At 29.4% G+C, this 23,174-nt stretch carries 21 protein-coding genes; 10 read left to right on the forward strand and 11 right to left on the reverse strand.

Annotation, left to right across the window (positions count from 1 at the left end):
* The first annotated feature begins 4 nt into the window (after window positions 1-4).
* Together WG945_RS00645 and WG945_RS00650 are read left to right on the forward strand one after the other, a co-directional pair.
* On the forward strand, window positions 5-2,452 hold the full coding sequence (locus tag WG945_RS00645; RefSeq protein WP_068449661.1) for a GumC family protein: 2,448 nt from the start codon (window positions 5-7) through the stop codon (window positions 2,450-2,452).
* A 189-nt stretch (window positions 2,453-2,641) separates the two neighbouring features.
* Complete coding sequence (locus WG945_RS00650) at window positions 2,642-3,037, forward strand: DinB family protein (RefSeq protein ID WP_231874635.1); 396 nt, start codon at window positions 2,642-2,644, stop codon at window positions 3,035-3,037.
* 40 nt (window positions 3,038-3,077) lie between these two features.
* On the opposite strand, the gene WG945_RS00655 is transcribed toward WG945_RS00650, so the two are convergent.
* Window positions 3,078-3,551: a nucleoside deaminase gene (locus WG945_RS00655; protein WP_068449824.1), complete on the reverse strand. Its 474-nt coding sequence runs from the start codon at window positions 3,549-3,551 to the stop codon at window positions 3,078-3,080.
* A gap of 91 nt (window positions 3,552-3,642) precedes the next feature.
* Window positions 3,643-5,040, reverse strand: a complete 1,398-nt coding sequence (fumC, locus tag WG945_RS00660) for a class II fumarate hydratase (RefSeq protein ID WP_068449662.1) — start codon at window positions 5,038-5,040, stop codon at window positions 3,643-3,645.
* 159 nt (window positions 5,041-5,199) lie between these two features.
* Here fumC and WG945_RS00665 point away from each other — a divergent pair, with 159 nt between their 5' ends.
* On the forward strand, window positions 5,200-5,373 hold the full coding sequence (locus WG945_RS00665; protein WP_165733463.1) for a hypothetical protein: 174 nt from the start codon (window positions 5,200-5,202) through the stop codon (window positions 5,371-5,373).
* A gap of 261 nt (window positions 5,374-5,634) precedes the next feature.
* On the opposite strand, the gene WG945_RS00670 is transcribed toward WG945_RS00665, so the two are convergent.
* The 3 genes from WG945_RS00670 to prfB all read right to left on the reverse strand — a co-directional run bounded on the left by WG945_RS00670 (window position 5,635) and on the right by prfB (window position 9,776).
* Entirely contained in the window at window positions 5,635-8,097 is a 2,463-nt protein-coding gene (locus tag WG945_RS00670) for a TonB-dependent receptor domain-containing protein (RefSeq protein WP_068449663.1), read from the reverse strand.
* 99 nt (window positions 8,098-8,196) lie between these two features.
* Window positions 8,197-8,538 carry an arsenate reductase (glutaredoxin) gene (arsC, locus tag WG945_RS00675; RefSeq protein WP_068449664.1) on the reverse strand — a complete coding sequence of 114 codons (342 nt, stop codon included), beginning with the start codon at window positions 8,536-8,538 and terminating at the stop codon, window positions 8,197-8,199.
* A 143-nt stretch (window positions 8,539-8,681) separates the two neighbouring features.
* Window positions 8,682-9,776 (reverse strand): peptide chain release factor 2, encoded by a 1,095-nt coding sequence (gene prfB / locus WG945_RS00680; protein WP_068449665.1) that lies wholly within the window; start codon window positions 9,774-9,776, stop codon window positions 8,682-8,684.
* 110 nt (window positions 9,777-9,886) lie between these two features.
* On the opposite strand from prfB, the gene WG945_RS00685 reads away from it, so the two are divergent.
* The gene (locus WG945_RS00685; protein ID WP_068449666.1) at window positions 9,887-12,283 is read left to right on the forward strand and encodes a zinc-dependent metalloprotease; all 2,397 of its coding nucleotides are present in this window, start codon (window positions 9,887-9,889) and stop codon (window positions 12,281-12,283) included.
* A gap of 11 nt (window positions 12,284-12,294) precedes the next feature.
* Window positions 12,295-13,314 (forward strand): threonine aldolase family protein, encoded by a 1,020-nt coding sequence (locus tag WG945_RS00690; protein WP_068449667.1) that lies wholly within the window; start codon window positions 12,295-12,297, stop codon window positions 13,312-13,314.
* Here the strand turns inward: WG945_RS00690 and WG945_RS00695 are convergent.
* From WG945_RS00695 to WG945_RS00705, 3 genes are read right to left on the reverse strand one after another with little or no spacing between them, the layout of a single operon-like run.
* A complete protein-coding gene (locus WG945_RS00695) occupies window positions 13,311-13,796 on the reverse strand; it encodes a hypothetical protein (protein WP_068449668.1) in 486 nt (161 codons plus the stop codon). The genes WG945_RS00690 and WG945_RS00695 overlap by 4 nt on opposite strands.
* Window positions 13,797-13,804: 8 nt before the next feature.
* Window positions 13,805-14,419 carry a hypothetical protein gene (locus WG945_RS00700; protein WP_068449669.1) on the reverse strand — a complete coding sequence of 205 codons (615 nt, stop codon included), beginning with the start codon at window positions 14,417-14,419 and terminating at the stop codon, window positions 13,805-13,807.
* 4 nt (window positions 14,420-14,423) lie between these two features.
* Entirely contained in the window at window positions 14,424-14,918 is a 495-nt protein-coding gene (locus tag WG945_RS00705; protein WP_068449670.1) for an RNA polymerase sigma factor, read from the reverse strand.
* Window positions 14,919-15,039: 121 nt separating this feature from the next.
* Between WG945_RS00705 and WG945_RS00710 the strand changes: the two genes are divergently transcribed.
* From WG945_RS00710 to WG945_RS00730, 5 genes are read left to right on the forward strand one after another with little or no spacing between them, the layout of a single operon-like run.
* A complete protein-coding gene (locus WG945_RS00710; RefSeq protein WP_068449671.1) occupies window positions 15,040-15,933 on the forward strand; it encodes a MerR family transcriptional regulator in 894 nt (297 codons plus the stop codon).
* A gap of 59 nt (window positions 15,934-15,992) precedes the next feature.
* The gene (locus tag WG945_RS00715) at window positions 15,993-17,459 is read left to right on the forward strand and encodes a phytoene desaturase family protein (protein ID WP_068449672.1); all 1,467 of its coding nucleotides are present in this window, start codon (window positions 15,993-15,995) and stop codon (window positions 17,457-17,459) included.
* A 1-nt stretch (window position 17,460) separates the two neighbouring features.
* Window positions 17,461-18,303: a phytoene/squalene synthase family protein gene (locus WG945_RS00720; RefSeq protein WP_068449673.1), complete on the forward strand. Its 843-nt coding sequence runs from the start codon at window positions 17,461-17,463 to the stop codon at window positions 18,301-18,303.
* On the forward strand, window positions 18,303-18,752 hold the full coding sequence (locus WG945_RS00725) for a sterol desaturase family protein (RefSeq protein ID WP_068449674.1): 450 nt from the start codon (window positions 18,303-18,305) through the stop codon (window positions 18,750-18,752). Before WG945_RS00720 ends, WG945_RS00725 begins: the two co-directional genes overlap by 1 nt.
* Before the next feature lie 43 nt (window positions 18,753-18,795).
* The gene (locus WG945_RS00730; protein ID WP_068449675.1) at window positions 18,796-19,932 is read left to right on the forward strand and encodes a lycopene cyclase family protein; all 1,137 of its coding nucleotides are present in this window, start codon (window positions 18,796-18,798) and stop codon (window positions 19,930-19,932) included.
* Between the two features lie 8 nt (window positions 19,933-19,940).
* Here the strand turns inward: WG945_RS00730 and mqo are convergent, their stop codons facing one another.
* From mqo to WG945_RS00745, 3 genes are all read right to left on the reverse strand, one after another.
* On the reverse strand, window positions 19,941-21,299 hold the full coding sequence (gene mqo, locus WG945_RS00735) for a malate dehydrogenase (quinone) (protein ID WP_068449676.1): 1,359 nt from the start codon (window positions 21,297-21,299) through the stop codon (window positions 19,941-19,943).
* A gap of 203 nt (window positions 21,300-21,502) precedes the next feature.
* Complete coding sequence (locus WG945_RS00740; protein ID WP_068449677.1) at window positions 21,503-22,387, reverse strand: alpha/beta hydrolase; 885 nt, start codon at window positions 22,385-22,387, stop codon at window positions 21,503-21,505.
* A 33-nt stretch (window positions 22,388-22,420) separates the two neighbouring features.
* On the reverse strand, window positions 22,421-23,167 hold the full coding sequence (locus WG945_RS00745; protein ID WP_231874636.1) for an esterase family protein: 747 nt from the start codon (window positions 23,165-23,167) through the stop codon (window positions 22,421-22,423).
* Window positions 23,168-23,174 lie beyond the last annotated feature (7 nt).

The following is a 23,174-nucleotide window of genomic DNA, read 5'->3' on the forward strand; positions in this document are numbered from 1 at the left end:
ATTTATGGATAATTTAAGTAACAGTACTATTCAGGCTAATATAGATGTTAAAGGTTATTTTTTTAAGGTTTTATCTTATTGGAAACTTTTTTTTGTAACTATTATTATTGCATTAATTGTTGCTAAATTTATGAATGACTATAAACCCAAAATTTATAGTCTTAACACAATTATTTCTGTAAAAGAAGAAAATAATCCATTATTTTCTACAGGGACAAACATTGCTTTTAATTGGGGGGGGGCTAGTGATGCTGTGGAAACTATTAAAGTAGTTTTAACATCTAGAACACACAATGAAAAGGTTGTTAAAAAATTAAATTTCTTTATAAATTATTTAAAAGAAGGAAGGTATAGGTTAGAAGATGTGTATGGTTATACACCTTTTATAGTTAATCTTAATACGAGCAAGCCTCAATTATATAATAAGCTTTTACAAGTCGAAATTACTGGAGAGAATACTTATAATTTGTCTTTTGATTTTAATGAATTAGGTTCTAACCAATTAATTACATATGATACTAATGTAATAAGTAATTATAATTCTAATAAGACATCTTTTTCTAAAGAGTTTAAAATTGATGAAGAAGTAAATACTTCATTTTTAAATTTTTCACTTAAAAAAAATAGTAAATTTAATATAGGAGAAAAATATTTTATTCAGTTTGTAAGTTTTGATGGTACCGTTGGGGCTAATAGATCAATAAGTGTATCTGATATTACAAATGGGTCTTCTATGCTTCAGTTGTCTAAAGATGGTACAAATAAGAATAGAATTGTAGATTATTTAAACACAACCGTTTTTATTTTAGATAAAGATAAACAAGAGCAAAAGATTCTTTATGCGAAAAGAACAAAAGAATATATTGAAGTTTTATTTACAAAAGTAGAAGATAGTTTAAAGAGAATTGAGGAAGAATTAGGAGTTTACAAAGAAAAAAATAATATTTATGATCTATCTGAAGAAGGGAGTGTTATTTTTGAACAAACAATTGACTTAGAAAAAGAAAAGAAAGGGATATTAGAATTTAATGACTATTTAAATAACTTAAGAAGTTATATAAGCTCACATGATTCTTTTGGAGAAAACGTACCTGTACCTGCTTTAATATCTATTCAAGATGTGAAAATTGCAGAAGAAATATCTATCCTTATACAAAAATCTAGCTTAAGAGAAAGGTTAAGAGGTTCTGTAACAGATAATCACCCAAGTATTGTAGTATTAAGTAATGAAATTAAGATTTCTAAAAATAATCTATTAGAAAATATTTCAACATTAAAAGTAGTTAATAATAATAAGCTTAATCAGTTAAGGTCTAATTTATCTAGTTATAAAAGTAAGTTAAAAAGATTACCTAAAACTGAACAAGGTTTATTGAAATTTGAGAAAAACTATGAAATTTCAGAAGCAAATTATAATTATTTAAAACAAAAAAGTTATGAAGCTGGTACAGCGATAGCTGCAAATGTATCTGATGTTAAAATTATAGACACGGCTAAAGATTTAGGTAATAGCCCTGTATATCCAATACCTAGTTTTAATTATTTAGTAGGTTTAATGTTAGGTGTTGTTTTTCCTTTGTTTTACATAATAACAAAGGAAGTTTTAGATAATAAAATTCATACAGCAGAAGACATTCAAAATAACTATGCAATACCTGTTTTAGGTGTTGTTGGTAAAAATCATGGAAATAATAACTTAGCTGTTTTTGATAAACCAAAATCTTCTGTGTCTGAGTCTTTTAGGGCATTAAGATCAAATATTAAATTCTTATTTAAGAATACGGATGCCGATAAATCAAAAACATTAGTTTTAACTTCGTCTGTAAGTGGTGAGGGGAAAACAATGATTTCTATAAATATGGCAACTGTCTTTGCTTTAAGTGGAAAGAAAACAGTGTTAGTAGGTTTAGATTTAAGAAAGCCTAAAATTTATGATGATTTTGATTTAACAAATGATGTTGGTGTTGTGAATCACTTAATAAATCAAAAGACATTAGATGAAATTATAATTAATACAAAAATACCAAATTTAGACCTTATCTTATCAGGACCAATACCGCCAAATCCTTCTGAGTTATTATTGAATGAAACGGCAGATAAGATGATTAAAAGTCTTCAAGAAAGATACGATTATGTTATTATTGATACACCTCCTGTAGGTTTAGTTTCGGATGCATTAGAATTGTTTAAATATGGAGATGCTATTATTTACGTTATTCGCCAGAATTATTCTGAAAAAGGAATGATGAGAATGATAGATGATAAATATAAAAATAAGGAGGTAACCAATATTAGTTATGTTTTAAATGACTTTTCTATAAAAAACAAATACGGCTATGGTTATGGCTACGGTTACGGCTATGGTTACGGAAAATACGGTAATGGATATCATGAGAATGAAGATAATAAAAGTTTCTTCTCTAGAATATCTAGTATATTCAAAAAGAATTAAAATAGAAAAAGCATCGTTAATTCGATGCTTTTTTATTTTAGTTCAGATTCCACAAACTAATTAAACACTATATTATTATTCGGACAGAAGAATATAGTGCCTATTTTAGAGGATACATGAACTTGGCAAATAACGAGTACAAAATCTATTGTTGAAAGTCTTATAGATTCTCAAAAAGACTTTGAAATCTTGTTAAGAAAACTTCCAAAAGAAAAACAAAGTTTTACATATGCAAAAGGAAAGTGGACAATGAAAGAATTGATACAGCATGTTATAGATACAGAACGGATTTTCAGTTATAGAGCACTGTGTTTTGCTAGAAATGATAAAACATCTTTACCTGATTTTGATCAAGATTTATTTGTAAATAATGATAATGATAACAAAAGAGATTATGAAGATTTATTAGATGAGATGTCAACTTTAAGAAAATCTACCATTCAATTATACAAAAGTTTTTCTGAAGAAGCATTGTTACGAATTGGTGTTGCATCAGAAAATAAAATATCTGTAAGAGCTTTAGGATATTTGTTTTCTGGACATCAGATTCATCATTTAAATATTATAAAAGAAAGGTACTTATAATAAAAAAACCAAAGTTTTAACTTCGGTTTTTTTTTTGAATTTAATATTCAGTTTTATCTTGCTTTTCAGCCCATTTATTAAATGGTTCTAAGGCAATTTCTCTTCCTATTTGCTCAAAAGGAATACTTCTTTTCTCATATGGTAATGGAATTTCTTTATAGATAAATTCATCATCAAAACCAATATTTGCAGCATCTTTCTGGTTACTACCATAAAAAACTTTGTCTGGTCTAGCCCAATAAATTGCACCTAAACACATCGGGCAAGGTTCGCAAGAAGTATAAATAATACAACCATCTAACTGAAAAGAACCAATATTTTTACAAGCATCTCTAATTGCAGTAACTTCTGCATGCGCAGTTGGGTCGTTTGTAGAAGTAACTTTATTATTACCTTTACCAATTATTTCTCCATCTTTTACAACAATACAACCAAAAGGTCCACCTTCGTTATTATTCATTCCTTTTAAAGCTGCTTTTACAGCTTCGCTCATAAATTCTTCGTGTTTATTCATCTTCATTTTCTTTTATTATGATGTTTATTCTTTTTGCCAAAAAAAAGCTGCATTTGATATGCAGCTTTTATAGAATGTAAAATTAATATTTTTATTTTAAACTACCAGTCATTTCTTCTGGTTTTACCCATTCGTCATATTGTTCTGGTGTAACATAACCTAAACGTACAGCTTCTTCTTTTAAAGTTGTTCCGTTAGCATGTGCAGTATTTGCTATTTCTGCAGATTTGTAATACCCAATTTTAGTATTTAAAGCAGTAACTAACATTAATGAGTTATTTACTAATTCTGTAATTCTATCATGATTTGGCTCTATACCAGCAGCACAATGTTCATCAAAAGATTTACAAACATCACCAATTAATTGAGCAGAGTGTAAAACGTTTGCAGCCATTACAGGTTTAAAAACGTTTAATTCATAATGTCCTTGAGCACCTCCAATTGTTACTGCAACATCGTTACCCATAACTTGAGCGGCAACCATTGTCATAGCTTCACATTGTGTAGGATTTACTTTACCTGGCATAATAGAAGAACCTGGTTCGTTTGCAGGAATAATAATTTCTCCAATACCAGATCTTGGCCCAGAAGCCATCATTCTAATATCGTTAGCAATTTTGTTTAAAGAAACAGCAATTTGTTTTAAAGCTCCATGTGTTTCTACTAACGCATCGTGTGCAGCTAAAGCTTCAAATTTATTTTCTGCAGTAATAAAAGGCATTCCTGTAAATTCTGCAATATATTTAGCAACTAAAACATCGTAACCAGCAGGTGTGTTTAAACCTGTACCAACTGCAGTACCACCTAAAGCTAATTGAGATAAATGTTCTAAAGTATTATTTAATGCTTTTAAACCAAAGTTTAATTGTGCTACATAGCCAGAAAATTCTTGACCTAATGTAAGTGGAGTAGCATCCATTAAATGTGTACGTCCTATTTTTACAACATCTTTAAATGCTTCTGATTTTGCTTTTAAAGTATCTCTCAATTGTGTAATACCTGGTATTGTTGTTTCTATAATTTTCTTGTAAGCAGCAATGTGCATTCCTGTTGGAAATGTATCGTTAGATGACTGCGATTTATTTACATCATCATTTGGTTGAATTGTTTTTTCTCCTTCACCAATTACTTTACCAGCAATTTCGTGCGCTCTATTGGCAATTACTTCGTTCACATTCATGTTAGACTGCGTACCAGAACCAGTTTGCCAAATTACTAAAGGAAACTGATCATCTAATTTACCTTCTAAAATCTCATCACAAACTTGTGCAATTAAATCTCTCTTTTCTTCTGTTAATACACCTAATTCTGCATTTGTATATGCTGCAGCTTTTTTTAGATATGCAAAACCATAGACAATTTCTAAAGGCATAGAAGCCGGAGCACCAATTTTAAAATTGTTTCTAGAGCGTTCTGTTTGTGCACCCCAATATTTGTCAGCAGGAACTTCTACGTTCCCCATAGTGTCTTTTTCGATTCTATATTTCATAATTATAATGTAAATTTTAGATAAAACAAATTTACAAAAACTATGTTTACTTAAAGTTGATAATTGTCATTTTTAGATAACTAAAAAAAATATTTTTTTGATGCGTTTCTTTTAAAAATAAATATTATTTTTGCATTAATAATTTTACAAAATATACAAATGTTAGATTTTTCAGAATTTTCAGGATTGGTTTTATTTATGTTTATTTTTACAGCTGGTTTTTGGTTGTTAATATTCTTATTAACATTTGTAGTTCCTTACTGGATTGGTGGAACTATCTGGGAAAACATGAAGTTAAAGAAAGAAGCTAAAAAAGCTGCTGAAGGAAAGTAGTCTTTTAAAAACATATTCATTAAAAAACTCGTTCATTTATTTGAACGAGTTTTTTTTGGTTATTATCACAAGTGGAGGTTTTCTTTATTGCAATTACAAACGCCGACATACTTGCAAAACTTGTTTTTTAAACAAATTATTAGCAAATATGCCCGCGCTTGGTTTGATGTGTTTATTGAGTCTTTTTACTTTTCTATAAAAGAGACTGTAAAAGGCTCACTAGAGTAACCTATTATAAATAGACGTCTAGATTAAAAACTTTTAAAATTCTTCTCCGCCACCATCATCATTACCATTTCCACCAGTCTTTCTCTCTTTTTGGTTTTTATTTTGGTTAAACCTGTAAGTGAACGTTAAAGAAACTTGACGCATTCTTCTTTGAAAAATTTGATCTGTAATATTTGTAGGGTTTTCTCTACTTGGTGCGTAGCTTGTAACTTCGTATTTTCTAGAGTTAAAAAGGTCGCTAACGTTAAGTACAAGCGTTCCTTTGTCTTTTAAAATATCTTTACTAAGTGCTATGTTTGTAGATAAGATACCTTCTCTCTCGCTTTGTGCATCGTTTTTTGGACCGTAATAAAAAACTCTTGTTTGAGATTGAACACCCCAAGGAAGTGTTATTTTAGCATCGAAACGTGTAAACCAAGAATTATTTTTTGTATTGAAATTTTGAGTAATTGGTGTAAGAATACCTGTGCTTGGTTCTGTTACGTTATAGGTATATTCTCCTTCTGTTTCAAACTGATAAAAGTTAAAACTACCAGAAAAACGTACTTTATTACTTGCATTATAGTTTGCTGTAAACTCAAACCCAGCTCTATCTTCTGAAGATAAATTGATAGGTTGTCTTACCAAAACATTTGTTTCTTTACCGTTTACAATTCTTATATCCTGACTGTTAACTCTTGCAATGTTGTTTGTAGAGTGTTGGTAATAAATAGAAGAGTTTAAGGTTATTTTTCCCCAAGTATTTAGATATCCTAAATCGAAAGAGTTGGTATATGTAGGATCTAAATCTACATTTCCTTTAGAGAAAATCACTTCACTTTCTCTACTTTCAAATGGGTTTAAATACCTAGAATGTGGTCTTCTTAATCTTTTACTATACCCTAAAGTAAAACTTTGATCGTCTGTTAACTCATAACCAAAATTTACTGTTGGAAAAAAATCTGTGTAATTTTTATTATAATTTTCATTGGTATTCTTTAGTTTAATATCAATGTTGGTTAGCTCTGCACGTACACCTAATAAGAAAGAGAATTTGTTAATTTTACTTCCAAATTGAGTGTAAAAAGCATTTACATTTTGATTAAATTCTAAGTTATTAGAAGGATTGTAGGCTGGATCTAAATTAGGTGCAACAACTACATAATCTGATGCTAAATCTTGAAAACTTCCTCGGTAACCAGCTTCAAATTGTGAGTTTTTACCGATTGGTAAAACGTAATCTGCCTGTAGTAAGTTGTCTATAGATAACTCGTTTGTAGCGTTTGTTTCTGGGTTTATATCTGTAATAATCGCAGATTCATTTTCTTTACTAGCACTATGCTGTAAGTCTACAGTTAATTTATGACCGTTTTCATTAAAATTATTTACATAATTTAAAGAAAATTGTAATGTTTGATCTTCTTCTCTTTCATCTTGAATACGAGTAGAATTGTATAAATTGTTATCTAAAGCATCAAAAGAGCTAATGTTATTCTTAGAAATATCATTACCATCAGAATCTCTTACAAATATAGTACCTGTAATAGAACTTTTTTTGTTTAAATAATATTCTAAACCAAAATTAGCATTAAAGCCTTTTCTACCTCTTTCATTATCTCTATTTTCTACCCTAATACTATCAATAGTTCCGTTAGATAAGTATGTTACATCAGAATTATATACTCCTGGTCCTGAATTATCGCTATAACCTAAATTAGAAAATACATTTATTTTTTCTGTACGTAAATTTAAATTTACACCACCTTGGTAGTTTTTAGGATCTCCAACAGTAACGTTTACAGAACCATTTAAACCAGAAGATTTTCCTTTTCTTAAAATAATATTTAAAATACCTGCAGTTCCTTCAGAATCGTATCTTGCAGATGGAGATGTAATTACTTCTACTCTTTCAATAGCATCAGATGGTAATTGTTTTAAGGCATCTGCACCAGATAAACCAACTAAAGCAGATGGTTTTCCGTCTATTAAAATACGTACATTTTCACTTCCTCTTAAACTAACAACTCCTTCTGGATCTACATCTACAGAAGGCACATTGTCTAAAACATCAGACGCAGTTCCACCTTTAACAGTCATGTCTTTACCAACATTATAGATTTTTTTATCTAAACGAATGTCTACGGTAGATTTTTCTGCAATCACAACCACTTCATCTAAACTACTAGAATCTTCATATAGTTTTATAGTTCCTAAATTTTTGTTTGATGAAATTTCTTGAACAGGATACTTAATAGTTTTAAAAGAAATAAACTCTACACTTATTTCGTAAGTTCCTATTGGGTTTTTAATATTGAAACTACCTGTTTGATCGGTAATTCCTCCCGACACTGTTTGTGTTTTAGTGTTTTTTAAAACGACAGTTGCATATTCTAATGGTTGATTGGTATTTGCATCTACAACCTTTCCTGTAATAGAAATGGATTCATTACTAGGCTTTTGGGCCAGTAAATAGGTTGATGTTAATAGGCAAAATAATAAAAGCGTAATTTTCTTCATAGTTGTCTTTGAGTCTTGTTTTATTAAGACAGCAAAGTTCTCTTTAAGTTTAAAGATGGGTAGTTAAAGAAAAGTTAAAGAAAGCATAAAAAAATAAGGTTATATTATGGATATGATATTTTCTGGGGGTCTACCAATCACGGCTTTATTATTATTGATAATAATTGGGCGTTCTATTAATTTAGGATTTGCTACCATGGCTTTAATGATCTCAGAATCAGATAGCTCTTTTCCTTTGTAGTTTTCTTTCCATATTTTTTCTGTTTTTCTAACTAATTGAAAAGGAGTGATGTCTAATAACTTAATAATTTCTGTGAGTTCTTTTTCTGTTGGAATTTCTTCTAAATATTTTACAATTTCGAATTCTTTTTTAGAATTTTCTAAAATTTCTAAGCCTTGTCTAGATTTAGAACAGCGTGGATTGTGGTATATTTTTATCATCTGTATGTTTTTTAGTTTTCTATTTGTTAACAAAGAAGTTTAGCCCTGATTGAAATGGCATCCTTTTTTTATTTTTCTTAAAAAAAGATATAATGGAAAGCAGGAAATAGCTTCTGATAATTATAATCTAAATATGTTAAAATTTAATCACTTTTTTGTCCATTTAACATTAAATAAGACTTTAAAAATGGGTTTATATCACCGTTCATTACGTTATCTACATTACCTGTTTCGTGACCGGTTCTTACATCTTTTACCAATTTATAAGGATGCATTACGTAGTTTCTAATTTGGCTTCCCCATTCTGTTTTTAGTTTTCCAGATTCAATCTCGTCTCTTGTTGCTTGTTGCTTTTGTAACTCAATTTCGTACAATTGAGATTTTAACATTTTTAAAGCTGTTGCTCTATTATCGTGCTGAGAACGTGAGTTTGAACAAGAAATCTGAATTCCGGTTGGTTTGTGTGTTAACTGAACTTTAGTTTCTACCTTGTTTACATTTTGCCCACCTGCACCACTAGAACGCGCGGTTACAATTTCTATATCTGCCGGATTAATTTCTATTTCTATAGAATCATCTGCCACCGGAAAAACATAGACAGAGCCAAAGGTTGTGTGACGTTTTCCGTTAGAATCGAAAGGTGAAATACGCACCAAACGATGTACTCCATTTTCTCCTTTTAACCAACCAAAAGCGTAATCTCCTTCAATTTCTATGGTTATGGTTTTTATACCAACCACATCGCCTGCTTGGTAGTTTAATGTTTTTAATTTAAAACCTTGTTTTTCTGCCCACATGGTATACATTCTAGAAAGCATTTCTACCCAATCGCAACTTTCTGTTCCGCCTGCACCGGCATTAATTTGAATGGTTGCAGATAATACATCTCCTTCGTCGGATAACATATTTTTAAACTCTAAATCTTCTAGAAATGTACTTGCTTTTTCAAATTGCTCTATAACTTCTGCTTCTTCAACTTCCCCTTCTTTGTAAAATTCATACAAGACATTTACATCTTCATTTAAAGTGATGGTTTTATGGTAATCGTCTACCCATTTTTTCTTTAAACGAAGCTCTTTCATAAAAAGTTCTGCTTCTTTAGGATTGTTCCAAAAATCTGGGTTTACCGTTTTTTCTTCTTCATTGGCAACTTCAATCAGTTTTTTATCAATCTCTAAATAAGATTTTAACTTTTCTATTCTTTCGGCAATATCTTTAAGTTGTTCTTGTGTAATCATAGGTTCAACAAAAATAAATGAAATTTTAAGATTTCTTGTTTTAAAAGGTGATAGTTATTTTATAGTTTTATAGAAATTATACCAAACATGAAAAAAACACTACTTATTTTATTTTTATTACACTTTCTGTTGATGGCTTTTCGCAGTTTTTTACTGAAAAATCAGAAAATAAATTACAAAAAGGAATTACTAAATACGAGGGTTATTTTACCTTTTACTATAATGATAATTCTGATAAAATATTTCTAGAAATAGATTCTTTAGATAAAGAGTTTCTTTATGTAAGTTCTCTTTCTGAAGGGATAGGTTCTAATGATATTGGTTTAGATAGAGGCCAATTAGGAGGTGGAGTAGTGGTTTATTTTAAAAAAGCTGGTAATAAATTATTGTTAATACAGCCTAATTTAAATTACAGAGCAATTACAGATAATAAGGAAGAAAAAGAATCTGTAAAAGAAGCATTTGCAAAATCTGTTTTGCATGGTTTTAAAATTAAAGAAACTAAAAAAGGCGTGTATTTAGTAGATGCAACAGATTTTTTTATAAGAGATGCTCATGGAGTTTCTGCAAAATTAGTAAGAACAAAACAAGGAAGTTATAGTTTAGATAAAAGCAAATCTGCTTTTAATATTAAAAGAACAAAAGCGTTTCCTAAAAATGTTGAATTTGATGTTTTGTTAACTTTTAAAGGTACTGCCAAAGGTGGTAACATAAGAAGTGTAAGTCCTAATTCTAGTTTAGTAACTGTACACCAACATCATTCTTTTGTAGAATTACCAGATAATAAGTACAAACCAAGAAAGTTTGATCCACGTTCTGGTGGTTACCCAATGTCTTATTTAGATTATGCAACTCCGGTAAACGAGCCTATAAAAAAGCAATTTATTCAGCGTCATAGATTAGAAAAGAAAAACCCAGAAGCAGCAATTTCTGAAGCTAAAGAACCAATTATTTATTATTTAGATAGAGGGACTCCAGAACCTGTGCGTTCTGCTTTGTTAGAAGGCGGACGTTGGTGGAACCAAGCTTTTGAAGCCATTGGGTATAAAGATGCTTTTCAGATGAAAATGTTGCCAGAAGGAGCAGATCCGTTAGATATCCGTTATAATATGGTACAATGGGTACACCGTTCTACGCGTGGTTGGAGTTATGGTGCTAGTATTTCTGACCCAAGAACAGGAGAAATTATTAAAGGACACGTTAGTTTAGGAAGTTTAAGAATTCGTCAAGATTTTTTAATAGCACAAGCTTTGCAAGCTCCGTATGCAAATAATAATGCTGATGATAATTTTGCTTTAGAAATGGCAGTTGCAAGAATTAGACAATTATCTGCACATGAAATAGGACATACATTAGGCTTTGCTCATAATTTTGCTGCTAGTACAAATAATAGAGCTTCTGTAATGGATTATCCACATCCAAAGTTTACTTTAAAAGGAGATAAAATTGATTTTTCTAATGCTTATGATAATAAAATAGGAGATTGGGATAAAGTAATTGTCTCTTATTTTTATCAAGATTTTAAAACGGATGAAGAGAATGAATTAAATAAAATTATTGAAAATGCTACTGCAAAAGGATTTAAGTATTTATCTGATGCAGATTCTAGATCTCAAGGAAGCGCCAGTGCATCTTCTCATTTATGGGATAATGGCGGTACTATTTATGAAGAATTATATAATTTACTTGAAATTAGAAAAAAGGCAATTGCTAATTTTTCTGCGGATAATATAAAAACCAACCAACCTTATTCTGTTTTAGAAGATGTATTTGTTCCGTTGTATTTTTTCCACAGATTTCAAACAGAAGCAACCGTAAAATTAATTGGTGGTTTAGAGTATTCTTATGCGGTAAAAGGAGGTAAAGAAACTGTTGTAAAAAGAGTTGCTGGATCTTTAGAAAAAATAGCATTACAAGCAGTCTTAAAAACAATAGCTGTTGATGAAATTGCAATTCCTAAAGAAAAATTGTCTTTGTTTCCGCCAAGGGCGATGGGTTTTGGTAGAACTAGAGAATCTTTTAAAAGTAATTTAGGTGTAGAATTTGATGCTTTTGGAGCCGTAGAAACTGCTTCTGAAATGACTTTAAACTTGTTGTTAAACCCACAAAGAGCATCAAGATTAATTGCACACAAAAGTTTAGATGAAAATCAATTAGGTTTAGATGAACTAATAGATAAATTAATCTCTAAATCAATAAAAAAAACACATAAAGATTCTTATTATCAAGAGTTACAAAACGTAATTAATACCACTGTTTTAGAGCAGTTGTTTTATTTAGCATCTTATAAAAATCAGTACAAACAAGTTAATGCAATTGTGTTTTTTAAATTAGATGAAATAAAATCAATTTTAGAAAACAAAAAATCAAAAGGAGTTCAGGAAATATATGATATTGCAATGATAAAAATGATTGATGATTTTAAGAAAAAGCCAACATCATTTAAGAAAACAAAAGCACTACAAATTCCTGATGGCTCTCCAATAGGAACTGATTATAAATATTAAAAAAAGACGTAATGATAATTGATTTAATTTCTGATACAGTTACCAAACCATCAAAAGAAATGTTAGCTGCTATGATGCATGCAAAAGTAGGTGATGATGTTTTTAAAATGGACCCAACCACCAATGCTTTGCAAGAAAAAATAGCTAAATTATTTGGAATGGAAGATGCTTTGTTTTTTCCTTCCGGAACGATGGCAAATCAGACAGCTATAAAATTACATACCCAACCAGGAGATAAATTAATTTGTGATAAATATGCACACGTTTATAATTATGAAGGTGGTGGTGCAGCTTTTAACTCTGGGGTAACTTGTAAGTTAATGGATGGTAACCGTGGTATGTTTACAGCAGCACAGTTGCAAGATGCAATTGCAGAAGGGTTTGGTATTCATACTCCATTTGCTAGTTTGGTTTGTATAGAGAATACAACTAACAAAGGAGGAGGAGCGTGTTGGGATTTTTCTGAATTAGAGAAATTACAGAAAATTTCTAAAGAAAATAATTTAGCTTTTCATTTAGACGGAGCTCGTTTATTTAATGCTTTGGTTGCAAAAAATGAAAGTCCAAAACAATATGGAGAATTATTTGATACAATTTCTATTTGCTTGTCTAAAGGATTAGGTGCACCGATTGGTTCTGTTTTATTAGGTTCTAAAGCACATATTGCAAAAGCATTACGCATTCGAAAATTATTAGGTGGGGCCATGAGACAAGTAGGATTCTTAGCTGCAGCCGGAATTTATGCTTTAGATAACCATATAGATAGATTGGCAGAAGATCATAAAAAAGCAAAAGAAATAGGCGCTGTTTTAGAGTCTGTTTCTTATGTTACAAAAGTAGAACCAATAGAAACAAATATTGTAATTTTTTATGTTGATGCTAAAATAGGTTCAGACAAATTTATCCATAAAATGGAAGCAAAAAATATCTTATTAACGCCAATGGGCGAAGGAAAAATAAGAATTGTTACGCATTTAGATTATACAGATGAAATGCATGATATTCTTTTAAAGGAGTTGAAGGATTTCTAAAAATAAAAACGAACAATTGGTGATATGGCAGAAGAATAAACGCTTCTGTCATCATACAAAACATCATATCTTATACCAACAGCAAAACGCCCAGTATTATAAGCAGCACCTAAATATAATGCAGGGAAGCTAGTATTTTCACTGTCGTTTGGGAAAGTTCGTTTAGCGTAAGATTGTTCAAATTCTCCAGAAAGTTGAATGCCTATGTTGGGTATTTGATATAAAGAAATAATACTAGCGCCATAAACATTTGTCTTTGTATCATCAAACTTACTATAAACATAGGTTAAACCAGTACCTAATGCAAAACCATTGTCAAAATTATAAATAACACTTGGAGAGATACCAATAGTGGTTTGTGAACCAAAACTCATACTTAATCCACCACCAAACTGTACGTGATCCCAAAAGTCAACTTTTTTTTCTTGAGAAATCATGGTAAAAGAAGTGCTTAAAAACAAAAGAAGGAAATACTTTTTCATAATAGAAATTAATTAGTCTCGTCTAATTTAGCTAATTCTTTATAATTTCTATTCAATTTTTTTAATAATATTCCGTAAAGTAATTGATAAAAGAGCCATAAGACACCTAATAATACCAATGTAACAACAAGAGTTAAAAGAATTATTAAAAATATTTGTTTCGTTTCTAAGTCTTCAAACTTAAAGTTTATTTCTGCTACTGTAACAATAAACATCGTTAGTGCCATAAAACTTAAGTTGAATATGACATAATTTCTTACTGTTTTTCTAGTTTTAATAATTTTTTTCATCAATTTTTTAGTTGAATCAATAGTTGAAATACTTTTGTAATTTCTATAAAACATTGCTAAGAAATAGAACAAAATTAAATAAGCTAAAGCCTGTGAATAATAAACAAAGTTCATTAATCCAATTTTTTTATATTCTGCGTAAGCCTCTTCCATATCAAGGAAAAAGTATAAAGAATTAAAGACTACAAATTCTATGATACCAATAATAAAGATCCATTTTACAATAGATGATGATTTAGACTTTGCCATTTTGTAGATATCAACAGAAGAAAATTTGTTTTCTTCTTCGGGTTGATTCTCCCAAGTTTTTTTATATTTATCTAATAAATCCATGCTGTTATGGGTTTAAAATGTTTTTTAATTTCTCTTTTGCTCTATTCATTTTTACTCTTGCATTTACAGATGAGATTCCTAATGTCTCAGAAATTTCTTTGTAAGGTTTGTCTTCAAGATATAAAAATATCAACGCCTTATCAATATCATTCAATTTGTGAATTGCCTTATATAAAGCTTTTAGCTGAATTTCTTCTGTATCATCATAATCAGTCGCTTTTATTTTATAAGAAAAATCACTAATATCTTGTGTTTTTACTCTTCTTGTAGATTTTCTGTACAGCGAAATTGCTGTATTTAAAGCTACTCTATACATCCAGGTGCTAAATTTAGAGTCTCCTCTAAACTTTGGATAGTTTTTCCAAAGCTGAATGGTTATCTCTTGAAACAAATCTTTATGTGCACTTTGATTTGTAGTATAAATCTTACAAATTTTATGAGCAATATTTTGATTTTCTTCAAAGTCCAATAAAAAATTTTTCTCTAAATCTTTTTGCACTTGTGTAAATTAGTTAGTTATCTATAAGTAGTACAAAAGTATAAAATGTTACAATTTTATATAAAAAATATTTTATTCTTTATTTTTTCCTTTAACTTTGTTGAACTAAAAATAAAATAAATTGAACAATATTAAGCTGGATTTTACAATTAAAGACCTTGAAAATATTTCAGGAATAAAAGCACATACAATTCGTATTTGGGAAAAGAGGTATAATCTTTTAGAGCCAAAAAGAACTGAAACTAATATTCGTTTTTATTCTAATGAGAATTTACAGAAACTTTTAAATATTGTTTTACTAAATAATAATGATTTTAAGATTTCTAAGATTGCAAAAATGTCTGATGAAGAATTAATTTTGCAAACGAGAGCATTGGCTTTTGCAGCATCCTTAAATGACGAGGCTATTAATTCTCTAAAATTATCGATGTTTCAGTTTGATAAAATTATGTTTAACAATGTCTATCATAAACTTTTAGAAGAAAAAACATTTCAAGAAATTTTTAAAGATGTGTTTGTTCCTTTTTTAAATGATGTTGGTTTGTTGTGGCAAACAGATACTTTAAAACCAGCACATGAGCATTTTATCTCTAATTTAATAGTGCAAAAAATTCTTATAAATACAGAAAAACTTCAGTTTAATATTAGGAATACCACTAAAACATATGTTTTATTTTTACCTGAAAATGAAATTCATGAAATTGGACTTTTATATTTAAATTACGAACTTGTTTTAAGAGGCTTTCATACCGTTTATTTAGGGCAAAGTTTACCTTTAAATAATTTGGATTATTTTTTAGAAAGCAATAATGAAATTTGTTTCATTACGTCTTTAACAATTAAACCTTATGATGATAAAGTAGAAGAATATTTTAGAGAAATAGAGGCTATGTTAGGTAAGTCTGATAAAACTTTTATAGCAACAGGTAGAAAAGTGAGTCTAATAAAAGACGTTAAACTAAGTTCTAAAATTCAATTATATGACTCTATAATAGACTTGTTAAAAGTAATATAATTTTATGTTTTTCAATTTTATGTTTAATAAAATTGTATATTTGTTAAACAAAATTAAAAATGAATAAGAAAATTTATATAATAGGATCAGGTTTTTCTGCTTTATCAGCTTCTTGTTATCTAGCAAAAGCGGGGTATGAAGTTATTGTTTTAGAAAAAAATGATAGTTTAGGAGGAAGAGCAAGACAGTATAAAAAAGACGGTTTTACTTTTGATATTGGTCCGTCTTGGTATTGGATGCCCGATGTATTTGAACGTTTTTTTGCAGATTTTGGTAAAAAACCATCTGATTATTATACGCTAGATAAATTAAACCCTGGTTACGAAGTTTATTTTGGAGAAAACTCTTCACTTAAAATAGCGAGTGACTTAAAAGAAATTTATCAACTTTTTGAAGAAGAGGAAACAGGAAGCGCTAAGCATTTAAAAACTTTTTTAGATTCAGCAAAATCTAATTATGATACAGCCATTAAAGATTTAGTGTATCAACCAGGAGTATCTCCTTTAGAATTAGTAAACACAACAACTGTTGCAAGGGTTTCTCAGTTCTTTTCTACCATCAGAAAACAAGTTAGGAAGAATATAAAAAGTGAGAAATTAATAAAAATTTTAGAATTTCCGGTGTTGTTTTTAGGTGCAAAACCAAACAATACACCTGCATTTTATAATTTTATGAATTATGCAGATTTTGGATTAGGAACATGGCACCCAAGAGGAGGAATGTATACCGTTATAGAAGGTATGGTTTCTTTGGCAAAAAGTTTAGGTGTAACATTTAAAACGAATTGCAATGTTGAAAAAATTATAACCGATACATCAAAAAATGTAACAGGTTTGTTAGTTAATGGAAAAGAAATTAAAACGAATTTAGTTTTAAGTGGTGCAGATTATCATCACACAGAAACCTTATTAGATAAAAGTGCAAGACAATATTCCGAGACGTATTGGGATAAAAAAACGTTTGCGCCATCTTCATTATTATTCTATGTTGGTTTTGATAAAAAAATTGAGAATGTAAGTCATCATACATTATTTTTTGATACAGATTTTGATGCACATGCAAAAGAAATTTATGATGAACCACAATGGCCTACAGATCCTTTGTTTTATGCAAACTTTACTTCTATTACAGATAAAACTTCTGCACCAGCAGGTAAAGAAGCTGGTTTTTTCTTAGTTCCTTTGGCTCCTGGAATAGAAGATACAGAAGCACTTAGAGAAGCATATTTCCATAAAATTATGGATAGGTTTGAGGCGTTAACAAATCAAAAAGTAAAAAAACATGTGTTGTTTAAAAAGTCATTTTGTGTAAATGATTTTAAAAGCGAATACAACTCTTATAAAGGAAATGCATACGGTATGGCAAATACACTTTTACAAACTGCTTTTTTAAGACCAAAAATAAAAAGTAGTAAAATAAAAAATTTGTATTTTACAGGACAATTAACGGTTCCTGGCCCTGGAGTTCCCCCTGCTTTAATATCAGGAAAAATAGCTTCAGAATTAATCTTTAAAAATCAACTATAATATGAAAGAATTATTTGATAGCGTTTCTAGTGAATGCAGTAAGTTGGTTACAAAAAAATACAGCACTTCTTTTTCTTTGGCTGTAAATATGTTGTCTCCAAAAATAAGAACAGATATTTATAATATTTATGGTTTTGTGCGTTTTGCAGATGAAATTGTAGATTCTTTTCATGAGTATAATAAGGAGCTTTTAATGGAACATTTTGAAAGAGATTATTATCTAGCTAGAGAACATGGCATTAGTTTAAACCCTATTTTAAATTCTTTTCAGCAAACGGTTCATAAATACAAAATACCAGATGAAATGGTGCAAGCCTTTTTAAAAAGTATGAAAGCAGATTTGTTTAAAACAGAATATCAAACGAAAGAAGAATATGAAGCATATATATATGGTTCTGCAGATGTTGTGGGGTTAATGTGTTTAAAGGTTTTTGTTGATGGTGATGATAAAAGATTTGAAGAATTAAAGGATGCAGCAATGCGTTTAGGTTCTGCTTTTCAGAAAGTGAATTTTTTACGCGACTTAAAAGATGATTTTGAAGTGTTAAATCGCTCTTATTTTCCGAATATAAATTTAGGAGAATTAGACACTTCTTCTAAACAGTTGATTATTGATGAAATAGAAGCAGATTTTGAATTTGCTTATCAAAACGGAATTCTTAAATTGCCTGTTGAAGCAAAGTTTGGTGTTTATATGGCATATAGGTATTACAAAAGATTGCTAAAAAAATTAAAAGGAGTTCCATCAGAAAAAATTATGGACACTAGAATTCGTATTTCGAATCCGATGAAAATAAATTTATTAGCTAGAAGTTACGTAAAATATAAATTAAACATTATTTAATGATTTTTGCTCTAATTACTTTAGGTGTTTTCCTTTTTATGGAATGTGTTACTTGGTGTACGCATAAATTTGTAATGCATGGTTTTGGGTGGTTTTTGCATGCAGATCATCATCAACCAAAATACCAAGGTGTTTTTGAAAAAAACGATGCTTATTTTATTGTTTTTGCAATACCCAGTATTTTACTTTTTTACTTTGGTACGTATACAGAGTATACTTTCTTGTTTTTTATTGGATTAGGTATTCTGTTTTATGGAATAGCCTATTTTTTAGTACATGATGTTTTAATTCATCAGCGTTTTAAGTGGTTTAAACACACTAATAATCGCTATTTAAGAGGATTGAGAAAAGCACATAAAATGCACCATAAACATTTAGGTAAAGAAGAAGGTGAGTGTTTTGGTATGTTGTTTGTCCCTTTTAAATATTTTAAAAAGCCTAAAATTTAATCTCTTTTTCATTTACTATTAAATAAAGACTTATATATCTATTTTGAATTATTACGACTACATAATTGTTGGAGGTGGAGCATCTGGTCTAATGATGGCTTACAGAATGTCTAAAGATGCTTTTTTTGATGACAAGTCAATATTGATTATAGATAAAGAGAAAAAACAATTTAATGATAGAACTTGGTGTTATTGGGAAGAGCAAGATGGTGAGTGGGATGATATCTTAAGTACTTCTTGGAACCATATTGTTTTTAGGAGTGATATTTATAGTGAGGTAGAAAGTATAGCTCCGTACCAATATAAAATGATTCGTAGCAAGGATTTTTATCAAAAAATATGGAATCAAATAGCATCAAAAACAAATATTTATTTTCTTGAAGAAAGTGTGATTAACATTAATCAACTATCCTCTGAAGCAGAAGTAATTACAGAGCATCAAATTTTAAAAACACCAACAGTACTTAATAGTATTCTAACTGATGAGTATAAAAATCAGTCTAAGTATCCTATTTTAAGACAGCATTTTCTAGGTTTTTTTATAAAAACAGAAGAAGATGTTTTTGATGATAGTGCAGCAACTTTTATGGATTTTACGGTTGCTCAAAACGGAAATACACGTTTTATGTATATACTTCCTTATAGTAAAAATGAAGCTTTGTTTGAATATACTTTGTTTTCTAAAGACTTATTGGCATACAATACTTATAAAACGGAAATAGAAAATTACTTGGAAAGTAAAAATATCACCAATTATAAAATTATTGAAAAAGAACAAGGTTTAATACCAATGACGTGTTATAAATTTTGGAGTAAAAATTCAAAAAATATTGTCCATATTGGTACAGCAGGTGGCTGGTCTAAAGCAAGTACAGGTTTTACTTTTAAAAATATCAATAAAAAAACAATTCATTTAATCAATTATTTAAAGGAAGGTAAACCTTTATCTAAATTTCATAAAATAAATAAGTTTTGGTTTTATGATTTATTGTTACTTGATATTTTAAATGAAAAAAATCACTTAGGATCTTTTCTTTTTTCAAATTTATTTAAACGTTCTTCACCTAAAAAAATATTAAAATTTTTAGATGAAGAAACTTCTATTATTGAAGATTTACAAGTGATTCTTAAAATGCCTCCAAAACACTTTATTATCGCTCTTTTTAAAAGAATTTTATAATTTAAGACCTATTTAAAACTTTTGTCGAACACTTCTTTCATTACAGAGTAAGAAGTAGATGCTCCTGGTGAAGCGCCTAAAAGAGCAGCAATTGTTTTATCTTCAGAAATTATTATTTCTGTTCCAAATTCTAATTTACCAAACCCTTTTTTATTTCTTTTTATAATTTGAACACGTTGTCCAGCAATTACAGTTTTCCAATCGTCATTATTTGCTTCAGGATAAAAAGCCCTTAATTCTTCCATTCTATCTTTAAAGGATAATCTTACTTGTTTTATTAAGTATTTTACAAGTGGTAAATTTTGATAACCTGCACCTAATAAACTCATAATATTATCAAACTCTACAGACCTTGGTAAATCAAACACAGAACCGTGTTTTAAGAATCTAGTTGTAAAGCCCGCAAAAGGACCAAATAACAATTCTTTTCTACCGTTAATCATTCTAGAATCCATATGAGGAACAGACATTGGTGGTGCACCGCGTCCTGCTTTACCGTATGCTTTTGCGTTATGCTTTTCTATAATTTCTGGATTGGTACAACGTAACCATAGACCACTTATAGGGAAACCTCCATAACCTCTTGCTTCTTTTATATTTGCTTTTTCTAATAAAGGCAATGTACCTCCACCAGCTCCAATAAAAAGATATTTAGAGGCAAGCATCCAACTTTTAACAACGTTTTGCCCTTTTATTGTTACTACCCAATTGCCTCTTTTAGACTTTTGTATGTTGTTAACGTTGCTATGATTTAATAATTCTACGTTGTCTTGTTTTTTTAAGAAACGAAATATTTGTTCTGCAATTTCACCAAAGTTAACATCATACCCTTTTTCAAAAAAGGTAGCAGCAATTTCTTCTTTATCGGCTCTTCCTTCCATCATTAAAGGGAGCCATTTTTTTACTTGTTCTTTATCTTTAGAGAAAAGCATTCCTTTAAATTGAGGATTGTCTTTTATAACCTCATAGCGCTTTTCTAAAAAAGTAACGTCTTTTTTACCTCTAACAAAACTTAAATGCGGAACTTCACTGATACATTTTGATAAATTATTGATATATCCTTTTTCAGCGCAGTCTTTCCAAAAATTATAAGTTTCTGTAAATTGCTCAGAAATATTGATGGCTTTTGTAATATCTACAACTCCTTTCTTTTCTGGCGTATAGTTCAGTTCACAGTTTCCAGCGTGTCCAGTACCTGCATTATTCCAAGCTTCAGAACTTTCTTGAGCTATTGTAGGCAATTTTTCTATAATGGTAATTTTCTTTCCAGGAAATTTTTCAAAAAGTAAGATGGCTAATGTTGCAGACATGATACCTCCTCCAATAAGTACAAATTCGGAATGTTTTACAGATGAAATTTTTGGCATTTTTATAATTTTAAGAGGACAAAGATACTTGTTTCTTGAGGGATTTAAAACCGATTTTTATTGATATTTTAGTAATTTTTATACAGTTAAATTATATAATATGTAAATAAACTGCTCATATAAAAAATATGTAAAAGTTTTAGGTATCGTATTCACAATACAAACGATTAAGAGTCGTAAATCTTTTAAAACAAATTACAAGACTATATCGTTTTCAACCAGTCATCTAATCGATCTAACCAAGTATGTAGATATCCTTCTTGATTTATGGCTAAAGAAAATCCGTGTCCGCCATATGGGTAAATATGCATTTCTACTTTTACCTTTTTATCATTTAAAGATTTATAAAATTGCAAACTATTTTCTACCGGTACTGTACTATCATTCGAAGCGTGTACTAAAAAAGTAGGAGGTGTATTTATTGTAACTTGTAATTCATTAGAATATTGTTCAATTAATGCTTGTGTAGGTTTTTTACCTAATAATTGATTTCGAGATCCTATGTGTGTGTAATTATTCTTCATAGTAATTACAGGATAAATTAAAGCCATAAAATCTGGTCTTGCAGAGATAGAATCTAAAGGTTCTTCCTTAAAGTTATTTTTAGAATTATATTGAGTTCCTAATGTAGCAGCCAAATGTCCGCCAGCAGAAAAACCAATTACTCCAATTTTTGCAGGATTAATTCCAAATTTATCAGCGTTAAAACGAACCCATCTAATAGCTCTTTGAGTATCTTGCAAAGGTGCTTTATGGGGTGTTTTTAAAGATTTAGAATTAGGCAATCTGTATTTTAGAACAAAAGCTGTAATTCCTTTACTATTAAACCATTTGGCAATTTCAGTTCCTTCCCAGTCATAGGCTAATGTGGTATAACCTCCACCAGGACATATTAGAATGGCTTTGTCTGTTGCATTCCGTTTTGATGGAGCATAAATTTCTAATGTTGGTTTTTTAATTTTAGAGATTTTAAGAATATCACCCTGTTCTATAGATTGTTCTTCAAAGGTTTCTATGTTATTGGGTATGGTTGTCCAAAGTGGGATAACTTCACTTTGTGCTCGTAATTTATTAAAGGATATAGTCATTAAGAAAAATGTCTTGGTATCATAAATTTAATTTTAAAAATAAATATCTACCATTGTTCGCCAATAACATGCTTTATGCGCTTCTTCTTGCCATTGAAATAAGTGGTGTAGAATCCCTTTTTCTTGTAAAATGTTAGATAATTTATAATTGCTTTCTAAAAAAGAATCATCTTTTCCGATGGCCAATATAATATCCATTTTACTCAATTGCTCAATTAAATTCGTGTCATCTAAATTTTTTAGATATTGATTAGGCATATTAAAATACACAAATTCATTATGAAATCCGCTTAACAAATCATTAAAGCAACCATTAGACTTTGTTAAATCATAACGACCACTCATACCTACAACTTTAGTAAACAAGATTGGATGGCGCATGGCTATATTTACAGCGTGATATGCACCTAAACTACAACCTGCAGAAGTAACATTTTTACTTGAGTTAATTGAGTTGGCAAGTGGTAATACTTCTTCAATAACATAATTTTCATACTGAATGTGTCTATAGATTCGATACCCTGGATCTTTAAAACTATTATAAAAAGATTCTAAGTCTACACTATCTACACAAAATATTTGTAATTTTCCTTTTAAGATTTTTTGTTCTAAAGCAGCAATAATTTTCCAATTTTCATAATCGAAAAAGCGCCCCATTCTCGGAGGAAAAAATAACACTTTTGTGCCCGCATGTCCAAATACAAGAAGTTCCATTTCTTTTTCAAGATTCGGACTATACCATTTATGATATTCTCTTTTCATGAAAAATAAATTTTCCATTAAGATA

This window comes from Polaribacter atrinae, from assembly GCF_038023995.1.
GTDB lineage: Bacteria > Bacteroidota > Bacteroidia > Flavobacteriales > Flavobacteriaceae > Polaribacter > Polaribacter atrinae.